This is a genomic window from Mycobacterium sp. 1482292.6 (genome assembly GCF_001672995.1).
GTDB classification, from domain to species: Bacteria; Actinomycetota; Actinomycetes; order Mycobacteriales; family Mycobacteriaceae; genus Mycobacterium; species Mycobacterium europaeum_A.
In genome coordinates, this window is the sequence record NZ_LZKV01000228.1 from 1 (window position 1) to 13801 (window position 13801).

14 protein-coding genes and 1 pseudogene are annotated in these 13801 nt (G+C 70.6%); 8 read left to right on the forward strand and 7 right to left on the reverse strand.

Annotated features, from left to right (window positions below; genetic code table 11):
• Positions 1-320: pseudogene (locus A5624_RS23160) on the forward strand (hypothetical protein); the annotation flags it as partial.
• A 57-nt stretch (positions 321-377) separates the two neighbouring features.
• Here the strand turns inward: A5624_RS23160 and A5624_RS23165 are convergent.
• Together A5624_RS23165 and A5624_RS23170 are read right to left on the reverse strand one after the other, a co-directional pair.
• On the reverse strand, positions 378-737 hold the full coding sequence (locus A5624_RS23165) for an iron-sulfur cluster assembly accessory protein (RefSeq protein WP_066871643.1): 360 nt from the start codon (positions 735-737) through the stop codon (positions 378-380).
• Positions 738-833: 96 nt separating this feature from the next.
• Entirely contained in the window at positions 834-1910 is a 1077-nt protein-coding gene (locus tag A5624_RS23170; protein WP_066871677.1) for a glycerate kinase, read from the reverse strand.
• Positions 1911-2101: 191 nt separating this feature from the next.
• Here A5624_RS23170 and A5624_RS23175 point away from each other — a divergent pair, with 191 nt between their 5' ends.
• From A5624_RS23175 to A5624_RS23190, 4 genes are read left to right on the forward strand one after another with little or no spacing between them, the layout of a single operon-like run.
• The gene (locus A5624_RS23175; protein ID WP_066871646.1) at positions 2102-2794 is read left to right on the forward strand and encodes a DUF3043 domain-containing protein; all 693 of its coding nucleotides are present in this window, start codon (positions 2102-2104) and stop codon (positions 2792-2794) included.
• A gap of 27 nt (positions 2795-2821) precedes the next feature.
• A complete protein-coding gene (locus A5624_RS23180; protein ID WP_066871649.1) occupies positions 2822-3358 on the forward strand; it encodes a bifunctional adenosylcobinamide kinase/adenosylcobinamide-phosphate guanylyltransferase in 537 nt (178 codons plus the stop codon).
• Positions 3355-4428: a nicotinate-nucleotide--dimethylbenzimidazole phosphoribosyltransferase gene (gene cobT / locus A5624_RS23185; RefSeq protein ID WP_369827514.1), complete on the forward strand. Its 1074-nt coding sequence runs from the start codon at positions 3355-3357 to the stop codon at positions 4426-4428. Before A5624_RS23180 ends, cobT begins: the two co-directional genes overlap by 4 nt.
• The gene (locus A5624_RS23190) at positions 4425-5189 is read left to right on the forward strand and encodes an adenosylcobinamide-GDP ribazoletransferase (RefSeq protein WP_066871655.1); all 765 of its coding nucleotides are present in this window, start codon (positions 4425-4427) and stop codon (positions 5187-5189) included. Before cobT ends, A5624_RS23190 begins: the two co-directional genes overlap by 4 nt.
• A gap of 67 nt (positions 5190-5256) precedes the next feature.
• Here the strand turns inward: A5624_RS23190 and A5624_RS23195 are convergent, their stop codons facing one another.
• Together A5624_RS23195 and gcvT are read right to left on the reverse strand one after the other, a co-directional pair.
• Positions 5257-6366, reverse strand: a complete 1110-nt coding sequence (locus A5624_RS23195; protein WP_066871658.1) for a branched-chain amino acid aminotransferase — start codon at positions 6364-6366, stop codon at positions 5257-5259.
• A 55-nt stretch (positions 6367-6421) separates the two neighbouring features.
• Positions 6422-7525 carry a glycine cleavage system aminomethyltransferase GcvT gene (gene gcvT, locus A5624_RS23200; protein ID WP_066871661.1) on the reverse strand — a complete coding sequence of 368 codons (1104 nt, stop codon included), beginning with the start codon at positions 7523-7525 and terminating at the stop codon, positions 6422-6424.
• A gap of 50 nt (positions 7526-7575) precedes the next feature.
• On the opposite strand from gcvT, the gene A5624_RS23205 reads away from it, so the two are divergent.
• Positions 7576-9135, forward strand: a complete 1560-nt coding sequence (locus tag A5624_RS23205; protein ID WP_066871664.1) for a leucyl aminopeptidase — start codon at positions 7576-7578, stop codon at positions 9133-9135.
• Here the strand turns inward: A5624_RS23205 and A5624_RS23210 are convergent.
• Both A5624_RS23210 and A5624_RS23215 read right to left on the reverse strand, forming a co-directional pair.
• Positions 9132-10727 carry an NAD(P)/FAD-dependent oxidoreductase gene (locus tag A5624_RS23210; RefSeq protein ID WP_066871668.1) on the reverse strand — a complete coding sequence of 532 codons (1596 nt, stop codon included), beginning with the start codon at positions 10725-10727 and terminating at the stop codon, positions 9132-9134. The genes A5624_RS23205 and A5624_RS23210 overlap by 4 nt on opposite strands.
• A complete protein-coding gene (locus A5624_RS23215) occupies positions 10724-11173 on the reverse strand; it encodes a hypothetical protein (RefSeq protein ID WP_066871680.1) in 450 nt (149 codons plus the stop codon). The genes A5624_RS23210 and A5624_RS23215 overlap by 4 nt, the downstream gene beginning before the upstream one ends.
• Before the next feature lie 143 nt (positions 11174-11316).
• Here A5624_RS23215 and A5624_RS23220 point away from each other — a divergent pair, with 143 nt between their 5' ends.
• Positions 11317-11658: an aminopeptidase gene (locus A5624_RS23220; protein ID WP_066871671.1), complete on the forward strand. Its 342-nt coding sequence runs from the start codon at positions 11317-11319 to the stop codon at positions 11656-11658.
• A 6-nt stretch (positions 11659-11664) separates the two neighbouring features.
• Here the strand turns inward: A5624_RS23220 and A5624_RS23225 are convergent, their stop codons facing one another.
• On the reverse strand, positions 11665-13443 hold the full coding sequence (locus tag A5624_RS23225; RefSeq protein WP_066871674.1) for an SDR family oxidoreductase: 1779 nt from the start codon (positions 13441-13443) through the stop codon (positions 11665-11667).
• Between the two features lie 198 nt (positions 13444-13641).
• Here A5624_RS23225 and A5624_RS27730 point away from each other — a divergent pair.
• A partial coding sequence (locus A5624_RS27730) for a biotin/lipoyl-containing protein (RefSeq protein WP_304441849.1) occupies positions 13642-13801 on the forward strand: 160 nt, incomplete at its 3' end.

Here is a 13801-nt window from a genome sequence, read left to right on the forward strand (position 1 = left end):
AACACCGCGACATCGACGAGATCGCCCGCAACGCGCTGTGCGGCCTGTACGACGGGGTCCAGGACAAGCGGTCCGACCAGGCGCTGGCCAAGCTCAGCAGCGACGCGTTTCGCAAGCAGTTCTCCGAGGTCGAGCTGACCTCGATCGACAAGATCGTCTACCTGTCGCAGTACCAGGCTCAGGCGTTGTTCACCATGAAGGTGTCGCCGGTAAGCGGGGCCCCGATGCACGGGCAGGTGCAGGGCATCGCGCAGCTGCTGTTCCAGCGCGGCCAGATCATGGTCTGCTCGTACGTGCTGCGCACCGGCGGCTCGTACTGAGTGCGAAACCGTCAGCCGGGCAACAACCCGGTTGACGGATTTGGCGGGATCAACCGATCAGTTGAACGAGTCGCCGCAGGCGCACGAGCCGGTGGCGTTCGGGTTGTCGATGGTGAAGCCCTGCTTCTCGATCGTGTCCACGAAGTCGATGGACGCGCCTTCGACGTAGGGCGCGCTCATCCGGTCCACGGTCAACGTCACGCCCCCGAACTCCGCGGTCAGGTCGCCATCCAGCGTCCGGTCGTCGAAGAAGAGGTTGTAGCGCAGGCCGGCGCACCCGCCCGGCTGCACGGCGATGCGCAGCGCGAGGTCGTCGCGGCCCTCCTGGTCCAACAGGGACTTTGCCTTGGTGGCGGCGGCCTCGGTCAGGATCACGCCGTGGGTCGTCGTGGCGTTCGACTCGTTTTGCACCGTCATTGCTTCTCCTACATGCCTCATCGTTGGGTGGGTCCGATCAAGCCCGATACCGCCGGCTTGCGCCGGGCGATCCGGATCGCGCGAAAGTCCACTTCTTCAACGGTACCTTGACGGACCGCTATTCCCGAGTCGCGCCGCCACAACGGAGGCCAGGCCCATGAGTTGGTTGGCGGCGTCGGCCTGCGCCAACCGCACCGATCCCGCGTGCTCGGCGATGGACAACGCGGCCATGATGCCCGACGAACGCACCGTCGCGTTGTCGAGGTCGACCTGGCCGGCCAGCACGACCACCGGAATCCCCCGCGGCCGGGCCGCGTCGGCGAGAAATCCCACCACCTTGCCGTGCAGGGATTGCTCGTCGAACCGGCCCTCGCCGGTGACGATCAGCTCCGCGGTGTCCAGGTCGTCGGACAGCCGGGTGTGTTCGGCGATGATGGCCGCCCCGGACTGACAGCGGCCGCCGAGCGCCAGCAGCCCGGCACCGATCCCGCCGGCGGCCCCCGCGCCGGGCTCGGCGCTCACGTCGCGCCCCGCCACCGCTTCCAGGATCAGCGCCCACGCCTGCAGGCGAACCTCCAGCGCGGCGACGGTGGCCGTGTCCGCGCCCTTCTGCGGCCCGAACACCCGGGCCGCCCCCCACGGGCCCAGCAGCGGGTATTCGGTGTCGGAGGCCGCGATCAGCTCCACGTTGCCCAGCTGCCGGCGGGCGGTGTCCAGGCCGCCGAGCTCGGCGATCATGCCCTGCCCCCCGTCGGTGCAGGCGCTGCCGCCCAAACCCACCACGATGCGCGTCGCCCCGACCCGCAGCGCCTCGGCGATCAGCTGGCCCACGCCTTTGCTGTGCGCCGCCATGGCGGTCTCCGGGGTGGGTGGTCCACCGATCAGCGCCAGGCCGCACGCTTGGGCGCACTCCAGGTAGGCGGTGGCCGACCCGGGGTCGAACACCCAATCGGCTTCGACCATGGCTTTCAGCGGTCCCGAGACCCTTAGCCGACGCGTCTCCCCCAGCCGGCTGGCCAGCACCTCGACGAAGCCGGGGCCGCCGTCGGATTGCGGGGCGACGATGAACCGGTCGCCGGGACGCGACCGGGTCCAGCCGGTCGCGATGGCGGCGGAAGCCTCCAGCGCCGACATGCTGTCGGCGTAGCAGTCCGGGGCGACCAGAACTTGCATGGCGGGCAATTGCAGGCGGCCGGGGGCCAGGCCGGGACCATCATCATCCGAGGCCATCGACCCGTCGTCCATCAAAGGCAGCCGTTCATCACGTGTAAGAGTAGGGCCAAGGGAGGCACTAACGCAGGTCTAATAGCAAGGCATTCCAGGCGAATTCCGGCCCGGGTCGCGCGCGAAGTAACCTGGCCACTGTGAAGCTGTTGGGCCGTAAGAAGGGCCAGGACACCGACCTCGACGAAAACGCGGCCACCGCGGCCGTCGCCGGCGTTGCTGGCGCCTCGGGCGACGCAACCCGCGAGGCGCAGCGGACGGGCCCCAAGGGCCGCCCCACGCCCAAGCGCAACGAGGCGCGGCGCAACGCGCGCAAGGGACCGGTCGCGCCGGCCCCCATGACCGCCGCCGAGGCGCGGGCGCGGCGCAAATCGCTGGCCGGCCCCAAGCTCAGCCGCGAGGAGCGCCGCGCCGCCAAGGCCGCCGGCCGCGCCGGCATGTCGGAACGCCGCGCGAAGATGATGGCCGGCGAAGAGGGTTACCTGTTGCCGCGCGACCAGGGGCCCATCCGCCGGTACGTGCGTGACGTGGTGGATTCGCGCCGCAATCTGCTGGGCCTGTTCATGCCGTCGACCCTGTTCCTGATGTTCGTCATGTTCGGCGTCCCGCAGCTGCAGCTGTGGGTATCGCCGGCGATGCTGGTGCTGATGGCCGTGATGAGCGTCGACGGGTTGATCCTGGGCCGCAAGGTCAGCAGGCTGGTCGACGCGAAGTTCCCGGATAACACCGAAAGCCGTTGGAAGCTAGGACTTTACGCCGCCGGCCGGGCGTCCCAGATGCGCCGGCTGCGGGCGCCGCGGCCCCAGGTCAAGCACGGCAGCCGTGTCGAGTAGAGCTCGCCGGAAGGCCGGCTGACATCGGTGCGCACCCTGGTGCTCGGCGGGATCAGGTCAGGCAAGTCGCAGTGGGCGGAGCAAGCCATCGCCGACGGGTTGCCGGCGGGGCAGGCGGTTCAATACCTGGCGCCCGGGCCGGCCGGCAACGACGATGCGGCCTGGGCGCAGCGGATCGCCCGCCACCGCGCCCGCCGGCCCGCGCACTGGTCGACGATCGAAACCGACGACGTCGCAACGCAATTGCGCCAATGCCCGGACACCCCGACGCTCGTCGACGATCTCGGCACCTGGCTGACCGCCGCGCTGGACCGCAACGGCGCCTGGGACGGCGGCTCGGTGGCGGCCGCCGTCGATGACGTGCTGGCCGCGGTCGGCGACTTCGCTTCCCCGCTGGTGCTGGTCAGCCCGGAGGTCGGCTTGACGGTGGTGCCCGCCACCGCCTCCGGACGCCGGTTCGCCGACGAGCTGGGCGGCCTCAACCAGCGCCTCGCCGGGTTGTGCGACCGGGTGGTGCTGGTGGTGGCCGGCCAGCCGGTCCCAATCAAACCGTCGGGGGCCTGATGCAGTTCGCCGCCATCTCACCGCCCGATGTGGACGTCGCCGCCGCCGCGCGCGCCCGCCAGGACGCCCTGACCAAGCCCCGCGGCGCGCTGGGCCGGCTCGAGGATCTGTCGGTGTGGGTCGCGTCGTGTCAGGGGCATTGCCCGCCAAGGCAATTCGAGCGTGCCCGGGTGGTGGTGTTCGCCGGTGATCACGGCGTCGCCCGCTCGGGTGTGTCGGCCTATCCGCCGGAGGTGACGGCGCAGATGGTCGCCAACTTCGACGCCGGCGGGGCCGCGATCAACGCCCTGGCCGACATCGCCGGGGCGACGGTGCGGGTCGCCGACCTGGCTGTCGACGCCGAGGCGCTGACCGAACGGATCGGCGCCCACAAGGTGCGCCGCGCCAGCGGCGACATCCGGGTGCAGGACGCGTTGAGCGACGACGAGACCGCGCAAGCGCTCGCGGCCGGCGCGGCCATCGCCGACGAGGAGGTCGACGCGGGCGCCGACCTGCTGATCGCCGGGGACATGGGCATCGGAAACACCACGCCCGCAACGGTGTTGGTGGCGGCCCTGACGAACGCCGAGCCGGTCGCGGCGGTGGGCTTCGGCACCGGGATCGACGACGCCGGGTGGGCGCGCAAGACGGCCGCGGTGCGCGACGCCCTGTTTCGCGCGCGGCAGGTGCTGCCCGATCCGGTCGCGCTGCTGCGCTGCGCCGGTGGCGCCGACCTGGCCGCGCTGGCGGGCTTTTGCGCGCAGGCCGCGGTCCGGCGCACGCCGTTGCTGCTCGACGGCATGGCGGTGACGGCGGCCGCGCTGGTCGCCGAGCACCTGGCGCCGGGCGCCCGGCTGTGGTGGCAGGCCGGTCACCGGTCCACCGAGCCCGCGCATGCGCTCGCGCTGACGGCGCTGGATCTCGAGCCGATCCTCGGCCTGCGGATGCGGCTGGGCGAGGGAACCGGCGCCGCCCTCGCGGTGCCGGTGCTGCGCGCCGCGGTGGCCGCCCTGTCGTCGATGGCGACCTTCGCCCAGGCCGGTGTGTCCGACCGCCTCGACGGCCCCGCACCAGCCGCTCCCCCGCCGTGATCCGTTCGCTGGCAACGGCTTTCGCGTTCGGTACGGTGCTGCCCGTTCCGGGCGGCGGCCATGCGCCGATGGGCCGCGCCGCCATGACCGCGCTGCCGGTGGTGGGCGCCGTGCTCGGGGCCCTGGCCGCCGCCGTGACCTGGGGCGGGGTGCACGTGTTCGGGCCGTCGGGCCCGCTGCCCGGCCTGCTGGCGGTAGCGGTGCTGCTGTTGGTGACGCGCGGCCTGCACGTCGACGGTGTCGCCGACACGGCCGACGGCCTGGGCTGCTACGGCCCGCCGCAGCGGGCGCTGGCGGTGATGCGCGAGGGATCGACCGGGCCGTTCGGCGTCGCCGCCGTCGTCGTCGTGATCATGCTGCAGGCACTGGCGTTTTCTGCGTTGGGGGCCACCGGCCGGGTGTGGCCCGGCGTGGCCGGGATCGCCGTGGCGGTGTTCTCGGGCCGGGTGGCCGCGGTGCTGGCCGGCCACCGGTCGGTGCCCGCGGCCGAGGGCAGCGCCCTGGGGGTGCGGGTCGCGGGCAGCCAGCCGACCTCGGTGGTGGCGGCCTGGGTCGCGGTGCTGCTCGCCGGCTCGCTGCTGGCCGGGCCGCGGCCGTGGCAGGGCCCGGTGGCGGTGGCGGTGGGCCTGGGCTGCAGCGCGATCCTGGTGCGGCACTGCGTGCGCCGATTCGGCGGCATCACCGGCGACGTGCTGGGCGCGGCGATCGAACTGGCCGCGACGGTGAGCGCCGTGGCGCTCGCGGGCCTGGTGCGGTTCTGAGCCCGAGCGTCAAGCTAATTTCACGCTCACGCCCGAATGTGAAGCTAACTTCACACTCAAGAGCCAACTAGCCCAGCCGGGCCATCCAGCCGTGGGTGTCGGCGAAGGTGCCGCGCTGAATGCCGGTCAGCGTGTCGCGCAGCGCCATGGTCACCTCGCCGGGTTGGCCGTCGGCGACGGTGAACTCGGCATCGCCGTACTTCACGTGCGAGACCGGGGTGATGACCGCGGCGGTGCCGCAGGCGAACACCTCGGTGATCTCCCCGGCGGCGGCCTTCTTCTGCCACTCGTCGATATCGATCTTGCGTTCCTCGACGGAGAATCCGGCATCAATGGCCAACTGCAGCAAGGAGTTTCGCGTTATGCCGGGCAGCAGTGAGCCCGACAGCTCGGGGGTGACCAGCCGCGCCGACCCGCCGCTGCCGAACACGAAGAAGATGTTCATCCCGCCCATCTCTTCGACGAAGCGCCGCTCGACGGCGTCCAGCCAGACCACCTGGTCGCAGCCGTTGGCCGCGGCCTCGGCCTGAGCCGACAGCGAGGCCGCGTAGTTGCCGCCGAACTTGGCGGCGCCGGTGCCGCCGGGGCTGGCCCGCACGAACTCCGTCGACACCCAGACGGTGACCGGGCTGATGCCGCCCTTGAAATAGGCGCCGGCCGGCGACGCGATCAGCAGGTAGCGGTAGCGCTTGGACGGCCGCACCCCCAGCCCGGGCTCGGTGGCGATGACGAACGGGCGCAGGTACAACGCCTCCTCGCCCCCGGCCGCCGGAACCCAGGCGCGATCGACCGCGATCAGCTGGCGCAGCGATTCCATGAATAGCTCTTCGGGCAGTTCCGGGATGGCCAGCCGCCGCGCCGACGACCGCAACCGGGCGGCGTTGGCCTCGGCGCGAAACGACACGATCGAGCCGTCCGCCCACCGGTACGCCTTGAGCCCCTCGAAGATCTCCTGCGCGTAGTGCAGCACGATCGCCGATGGATCCAGCTCGATGGGGCCGTACGGGATGACGCGCGCGTTGTGCCAACCGTCGCCGGTCTCGTCGTAGTCGATGGACACCATGTGATCGGTGAAGTACTTGCCGAAACCCGGCTCGGCCAGGATGGTTTCGCGTTCGGCATCGGTTGCCGGAGTTGCCGAGCGCGAAACCGTGAACTCGAGGGAGCCACTGGTCATCCGCCGATTGTATATCCGCCTACCGAATCGGATTTCGCCCGCGCACGCGGCGCCGCTAGCGCGTTTTCACCGCGACGAAGGGCGGGCGCACGACCTCGCACGCGGCGGGACGACCCCGGACGTCGACGGTGGCCTGTTGACCGTCCTCGACACCGGCGTCGGTGTCAATGAGCGCCAGCGCGATGCCGGCCTGCAGCGTCGGGGAGAACGTGCCCGACGTGGTGACCCCCACCGGGGTGTCGCCCGCGAGCACCGTCAGCCCGGCACGCAGCACGCCGCGGCCCACCATCCGCAGCCCGCGCAGCAGCCGGCGCGGGCCCGCCTCCTTCTCGGCCAGCAGGGCCTCGCGGCCGAAGAACGCGTCCTTCTTCCAGCCGATCGCCCACCCGCAGCGGGCCTGCAGCGGGGAGATGTCCAGGGCCAGTTCGTGGCCGTGCAGCGGGTAGCCCATCTCGGTGCGCAGGGTGTCGCGGGCGCCTAGACCGGCCGGCTCACCGCCGTCGGCGCCGACCGCCTCGGCCAGGGCGTCGAACACCACACCCGCGGATTCCCACGGCGGCAGCAGCTCGTAGCCGTGCTCGCCGGTGTAGCCGGTGCGGCACACCCGGACCGGCACGCCGGAGAACGACGTGTCGGCGTAGGCCATGTAATCCATGTCGGTGGGCAGGCCCAGCCGGCCGAGCACCTCGGCCGAGCGGGGCCCCTGCACGGCCAGCACCGCGAAGGACCGGTGCTCGTTGGTGATGGTCAGCCCGCTCGGTGCGGCGGCTTGGAGCGCCTCGACCACGGCGGCGGTGTTGGCGGCGTTGGGCACCAGGAAGATCTCGTCGTCGTCGACGTAGTAGGCGATCAGGTCGTCGATGACGCCGCCGGATTCGGTGCAGCACAACGTGTACTGCGCCTTGCCCGGACCGATGCGGCCCAGGTCGTTGGTCAGCGCGGAGTTGACGAACTGCGCGGCCCCCGGCCCGCGGATCAGCGCCTTGCCCAGGTGGCTGACGTCGAAGAGGCCGACCGCGTTGCGCGTCGCGTTGTGCTCGCTGACGGTGCCGGCATACGACACCGGCATCAGCCAGCCGCCGAACTCGGCGAAACTGGCGCCCAAGCTTCGGTGACGCTCTTCCAACGGTCCGTGCAAAACCTCGGCTGCATCGCTCACGACTCTTCACCCTAATCAGCGATGACGGCCGGACCGTTAGGGTGATGCGGATGAGCACAGAACCCGGTTACGCCTCCCCCGCTGTAAGTGTCGCCTCCTCGCTGCCACGGCGCGCCGCCGCGTCGACCGTGCTGATCGTGCCCGTCGTGTCGACCGGTGAGGACGACAAGCCGGGCGCGGCCGTCGCGGCCGCCGAGCCGTTCCTGTCCTCCGACGCGGTGGCCGAGATCGAATCGGGTCTGCGGGCGCTGGAGGCCACCGGCGGCGCCGAACAGGTGCACCGGCTGGTGGTGGGATCGCTGCCGGTGTCCAGCGTGCTGACCGTCGGCCTGGGCAAACCGCGGTCCGAATGGCCGGCCGACACCATCCGTCGCGCCGCGGGGGTGGCCGCGCGTTCGCTGGGCAAGACCGAGTCGGTGCTCACCACGCTGGCCGAGCTGCCCGGCGAGGGCATCACCGCGGCCGCCGTCGAGGGCCTGATCCTGGGCAGCTACCGGTTCACCGAGTTTCGCAGCGAGAAGACCGCACCCAAAGACCAAGGGCTGCGCAAGATCACGGTGCTCGCCTCGGAAACTAAAGGCGCGAAGGACGCCAAGAACGACGCCGCGCACGGCGCCGCCGTCGCCACCGCCGTCGCCACCGCCCGCGACTTCGTCAACACCCCGCCCAGCCACCTCTTTCCCGCCGAATTCGCCAAGCGCGCAAGGGCTTTGGGTGAATCCGTCGGTCTCGAGGTGGAGGTGCTGGACGACAAGGCGCTGCAAAAGGGCGGCTACGGCGGGATCATCGGTGTCGGGCAGGGCTCGTCGCGCCCGCCGCGGCTGGTGCGCCTGATCCACCGCGGTTCGAAGCTGGCCAAGCGGTCCAAGCAAGCCAAGAAGGTGGCGCTGGTCGGCAAAGGCGTCACGTTCGACACCGGCGGCATCTCGATCAAGCCCGCGGCGGGGATGCACCACATGACCTCGGACATGGGCGGTGCCGCCGCGGTGATCGCGACCGTCGCGCTGGCCGCACAGTTGCGCCTGCCGATCGACGTGATCGCCACGGTGCCGATGGCCGAGAACATGCCGTCGGCCACCGCGCAGCGCCCGGGCGACGTGCTGACGCAGTACGGCGGAATCACGGTCGAGGTGCAGAACACCGACGCCGAGGGCCGGCTCATCCTGGCCGACGCGATCGTGCGGGCCTGCGAGGACGACCCCGACTACCTGATCGAGACGTCCACGCTGACCGGCGCGCAGACGGTGGCGCTGGGCGCTCGGATCCCCGGGGTGATGGGCAGCGACGAGTTCCGCGACCGCGTGGCGGCGATCTCGCAGCGGGTGGGCGAGAACGGCTGGCCGATGCCGCTGCCCGACGAACTCAAGGAAGATCTGAAGTCGGGCGTGGCCGACCTGTCCAACATCAGCGGGCAGCGCTTCGCCGGGATGCTGGTGGCCGGGGTGTTCCTGCGCGAGTTCGTCGCCGACGGCGTGAGTTGGGCGCACATCGATGTGGCCGGCCCGGCCTACAACACCGGCAGTCCGTGGGGCTACTCGCCGAAGGGCTCCACCGGCGTGCCGACGCGGACCATGTTCGCGGTACTGGAGGACATCGCCGAAAACGGCTAGGGAGTAAGCCTTTTGAGCACGGCGCGCCCGAGTTTGCGGCGCGGCCAGCCGGTCGCGCCGTCGGCGGCCAGCGCGGCGTTGGCGGCGTTGCGCCCGCATGCCCCGTGCACCGAGCCGCCCGGTGTCGCCGACGCGCTGCCCAGATACAGCCGCTCGACCGGTGTTTCGGCCCGGCCCATGCCGGGCGCCGGCCGGAAGATCAGCATCTGCTGCAGTTGCGACGTGCCCCCATTGACCGCGCCGTGGTGCAGATTAGCGTCGTGAGCCTCCAGGTCCGACGGGCGTTGCAGAAAGCGTCCGACGACATGGTCACCGAACCCGGGCGCGTGTTCTTCGATCACGCGATCCATCGACGCGGCAAGCCGCTCCGCCGAAGCATCGTCATGCACGCCGCGCGGCAGATGCGTGTAGGCCCAGACACTTTCGGTGCCATCCGGCGATCGGGTCGGGTCGGCAGTGGTGGTCTGGCCCAGCAGCATGAACGGATGTTCGGGCACTGTGCGCGTGTTCACGTCGGCCATCCAACGAATCAGGCCGTGCCCGTCGGCGCCCAGATGAACGGTGCCGACGTCGCGCAGGTTCTTGGCATGCCACGGGATCGGGGCATTGAGCGCATAGTTGACCTTGACTACCGGCGGATCCCAGACGAAGTGTTTGAGATCCCGCAGCAACCCCGGCGACACCGCATCCGGCGGCAGCATGTGGCAGAACAGCCGCGGGGCGGTGACATCCGCGATCACCGCGCGACGCGCGCGAACGGTTCGCCCGTCGGTGGTGCTGACACCGGTCGCCCGGCCGCCCTGCACCTGAATGCGAGCGACGTCCTGGTTGCACTCGATCTGCGCCCCCGCCGAGTGGGCGCGCTTGACCAGCGCCGCCGTCAACTGGCCCGAACCTCCGACGGGAACCGGCCAACCGCAGTCCTGGGCGAGCATGGTCATCAGCAGCCCCATGACACCGCTACCCGGCGCATCCAGCGGGATGTCAGCGTGTAAAGCGTTGCCCAGCAACATGACTCGCGGCGCATCACCGTCGAACAACTGGTCGGCCATGGCGTTGGCGGGCTGCACCAACAGGTTGGCCAGTCGCAGCGCATCCGACGTCCCGAGTTTGCGCAACAGGGTCAGCAGCGGGCGCATCGGCGGGAACGGCGACAGGATCGCTTCGAGCAGCGGCCTTTTCACCTCGTCCCACAACGCAACGATGCGTAGCCAATTGTCGCCGTCGCCGGGCGTGCGACGCTCGAACTCCTCCGCGGTCTGGGCGGGATCGTGATACACGATGGGCGGGTCGTCGTCGGCGGCGTTGCGCGGGTGGCCAACCACCGTCGGCGCGTGCGACCACCGCAGCCCGTGGTCCTCCAGCTGCAGCGCCGCCATCGCCGGAGACGCCACCGTCATCGGGTAGTAGGAGCTGAACAAGTCGGTGATGTAGCCCGGTGTCAGCTCGGCGCTGCGCACCGCGCCGCCGGGCTCGGGCTGGGCTTCCAGCACCAGCACGTCCCAACCCGCGTCGGCCAGCATCGACGCCGCCACCAGCCCGTGGTGTCCCGCCCCGATCACGACGGCGTCGGCGGTGTCGCGCACGGTCACTTCACCTGGCTCGGCTCCAGGCGCTCGGCCAGCGCCGCCAGCCGCCACAGGCACTCCTTATTGCGCGGGTACGCCGCGGCCAACGCGACGGAATCGGGAACGGCCGCCATTGGGCCCTGCACGGGAACCTCGATCATCTCGACCCGGCACCCGCCCGGAATCTCGTGCAGCAGCATGGTGATTCGCGCGGCGCCCAGCGGGCCCAGGCGAGCGCACAGCACCAGCTTGTGCGGGGGTTCACACTCCTCCACGAGGGTGGCGTCGTTGATCACCAACGGCCAGATCCCGATCGAGTGCTTGATCGAGGAGCCGGGTTCCGGCCAATTCGGATCGACGGCGCGCATCCGGCTGTTGCCCACCACCCACTGGGTGTAGGTCCAGCCCTGGGCGAGCACCTCCCATATCCGCTCACACGACTCCGGCACCTCGCGCGTTGCAGTGATCACGTGCACACCCCTTCATGTCTTGCGTTACCGCGGCCGGATACCCGGCAATCGCCGGGTTATTCGGCGTCAACGCCGGGTTTACCGGCGCATGCCTGCGGCTAATCTCCCTAGCGGTCGAAATCCCCGCGACGAAAGGCGAGACCATGACGGTGCGACGGTTGATCATCGGCGTGGGCGCCGTGCTGTTGTTGGCCGGAATCATCGGCCTGCTGGCGCCGGTGTCGGTTTCCGACAGCAACGGCCACTCGGTCGGCTGCGGAAACGCCGTGGCGACGGACCTTTCCGCGGCCCGCAGCGCGAACAACAGCAGTGGGGCGAACATCCCGATCCTGAACCAGATCGTCCCGCACACCGACTACGTCGCGCAGTGCCAGTCGTCGGTGGGCGGCCGGCGCGCGTGGGCGATACCGCTGGCCGTGCTGGGGGTCATCGCAATCGGAGCGACGTTGCTGACCGGACGCCGCGGGGCGGCGACGGGCGCCTAGCGCGGCTCAGATCACCCGGATGCGCGCGGCGTTGCGCAGCCCTTGCGGAGCGACCCGCGAAAGCCCGTACAGCGCATAGGCTTCCGGCGCCACCGGGCGAATCGGTTTCTTCTTCTGGACCGACGACAGGATCGCGTTGGCGACCTTGTCGGGGCCGTAACGCCGCAGCGCGAACATCTTGCCCAGCTGGCCGCGGCGACCGTCGACGGCGTCGGCCTGCTTGCCGGCGGGCGCGTCGAACCGCGTGGTGTTGATGATGTTGGTGTCGATGACGCCGGGGCAGATGGTGGTCAGGCCCACCCCGGCGGCGTCGAGTTCGGCGCGCAGGCAGTCGGAGAACATGAAGGTCGCCGCCTTCGACGTGCAGTAGGCGCTCAGCGACTGCAGCGGCGCGTAGGCCGCCATCGACGACACGTTGACGATGTAGCCGCCGGTGCCGCGCTCCACCATCCGCCGCGCGAACGCCCGGCACCCGTTGACCACACCGCCCAGGTTGACGTCGAGCACCCGGTCGAACTGCTCGGGAGGGGTGTCCAGGAAGCCGCCCGCCTGTCCGATGCCGGCGTTGTTGACGACGATGTCCGGGACGCCGTGCTCGCCGCTGACCCGCTCGGCAAACGACTCCACCGCCTGCGCGTCGGACACGTCGAGCACGTAGGCGTGCGCGACGCCGCCGCGAGTGGCGATCTCGGCCGCGGTGGCCTTGACGGCCGCCTCGTCGATGTCGCTGATGACCAGCTCGGCGCCTTCTCGCGCGAAGGCGAACGCGGTCTCGCGGCCGATGCCGCTGCCGGCACCGGTGACCGACACCAGGGTGTCGCCGAACGCCCCGCGGGGCCGCCCCACCTGCGCGCGCAGCAGCGCGCGGCTGGGCTGCTTGCCCTCGGCCTGGTCGGCGAACTCGTGCACCGCCGCAGCCATCACCTGCGGGTGCGACATCGGCGAGAAGTGACTGGCCTGGATGTCGCGGCGCCACAGCCGCGGCACGAAGCGCGGGGTGTGGTCGTAGCCGTAGGGCCGCACGTACTTGTCTTTGGTGTTGACGATGAGCTGCACCGGCACGTCGATGACCGCGACGCCCTGCTTGCGACCGGAGAAGGAGCGAAAGTAGTTGGCGGGATAGGTTTTCACCGACCGGGCGGCATCGGCGGCCAGTTTGTCGGAATGGTGGATCCGCTCGACGGGGATGTTGTCGACGGCGTTGCGGCGCAGCGCCGGGACCGACAGGGTCAGCCGCAGGAACAACGGCGCGAGCACCGGGATCGAGAACAAGATCATGTAGCTCAGCCGCAGCGCCTGGCTGATCGCCCGGATAAAGGTGCGCGGCTTCCAGGGCGCCCGCAGCCCGCTGAAGATGTAATCGACCAGTTGGTCCTGAGCGGGTCCGGACACCGACGTGAACGTGGCGACCCGGTCGCTGGCGCCGGGGCGCTTCAGGTAGTGCCAGATGCCCACCGAGCCCCAGTCGTGGGCGAGCACGTGCACGGGCCGGCCGGGGCTCAGCTCGCCGGTCACCGCGGCGAAGTCGTCGGCGAAGCGGTCCATGCTGTAGGCGGACACCGGCTTGGGCGCCGAGGACATCCCGACGCCGCGGTTGTCGTAGCGGATGATGCGGAACCGCTCGGCCAGCAGCGGGACGACCCCGTCCCACAGCACGTGCGAGTCGGGGAAGCCGTGCACCAGCACGACGGTGGGGCCCTCGGGGTTGCCCTCTTCGTAGACCGCGATGCGGGCGCCGTCGGCGCTGTCGACGAAGTGTTGGGGTAGTTGTGGTGTTGGCGGCATCTCCGACCTCCCCGCTCTGGCTGGACTGGCCACACCGTAGCAAGCGTGATCGGTGTCACCCGCCCGGCGCGGGGTATCTGCCCTGGATGTGTGCCGACAACGGCGCAGTGACAGGATAGTTTTGGATTGCGACTTCGCCTTCCACACGCGAGCTGATCGACCCGCCCCGACCCACGAGCGATCGAGGAGTCAGAAACGATGGCCTTCTCCGTCCAGATGCCGGCACTCGGTGAGAGCGTCACCGAGGGGACGGTCACCCGCTGGCTCAAGCAGGAGGGCGACACGGTCGAGCTCGACGAACCGCTCGTCGAGGTGTCGACGGACAAGGTCGACACCGAGATCCCCTCGCCGGCCGCGG

Excerpts from the sequence above, each read along its gene's own strand:
- A5624_RS23170 (WP_066871677.1), bottom strand. The coding sequence starts at position 1,910 with ATGCAAGTTCTGGTCGCCCCGGACTGCTACGCCGACAGCATGTCGGCG.
- A5624_RS23205 (WP_066871664.1), top strand. The coding sequence starts at position 7,576 with ATGAGCACAGAACCCGGTTACGCCTCCCCCGCTGTAAGTGTCGCCTCC.
- A5624_RS23195 (WP_066871658.1), bottom strand. The coding sequence starts at position 6,366 with ATGACCAGTGGCTCCCTCGAGTTCACGGTTTCGCGCTCGGCAACTCCG.
- A5624_RS23165 (WP_066871643.1), bottom strand. The coding sequence starts at position 737 with ATGACGGTGCAAAACGAGTCGAACGCCACGACGACCCACGGCGTGATC.
- A5624_RS23220 (WP_066871671.1), top strand. The coding sequence starts at position 11,317 with ATGACGGTGCGACGGTTGATCATCGGCGTGGGCGCCGTGCTGTTGTTG.
- A5624_RS23225 (WP_066871674.1), bottom strand. The coding sequence starts at position 13,443 with ATGCCGCCAACACCACAACTACCCCAACACTTCGTCGACAGCGCCGAC.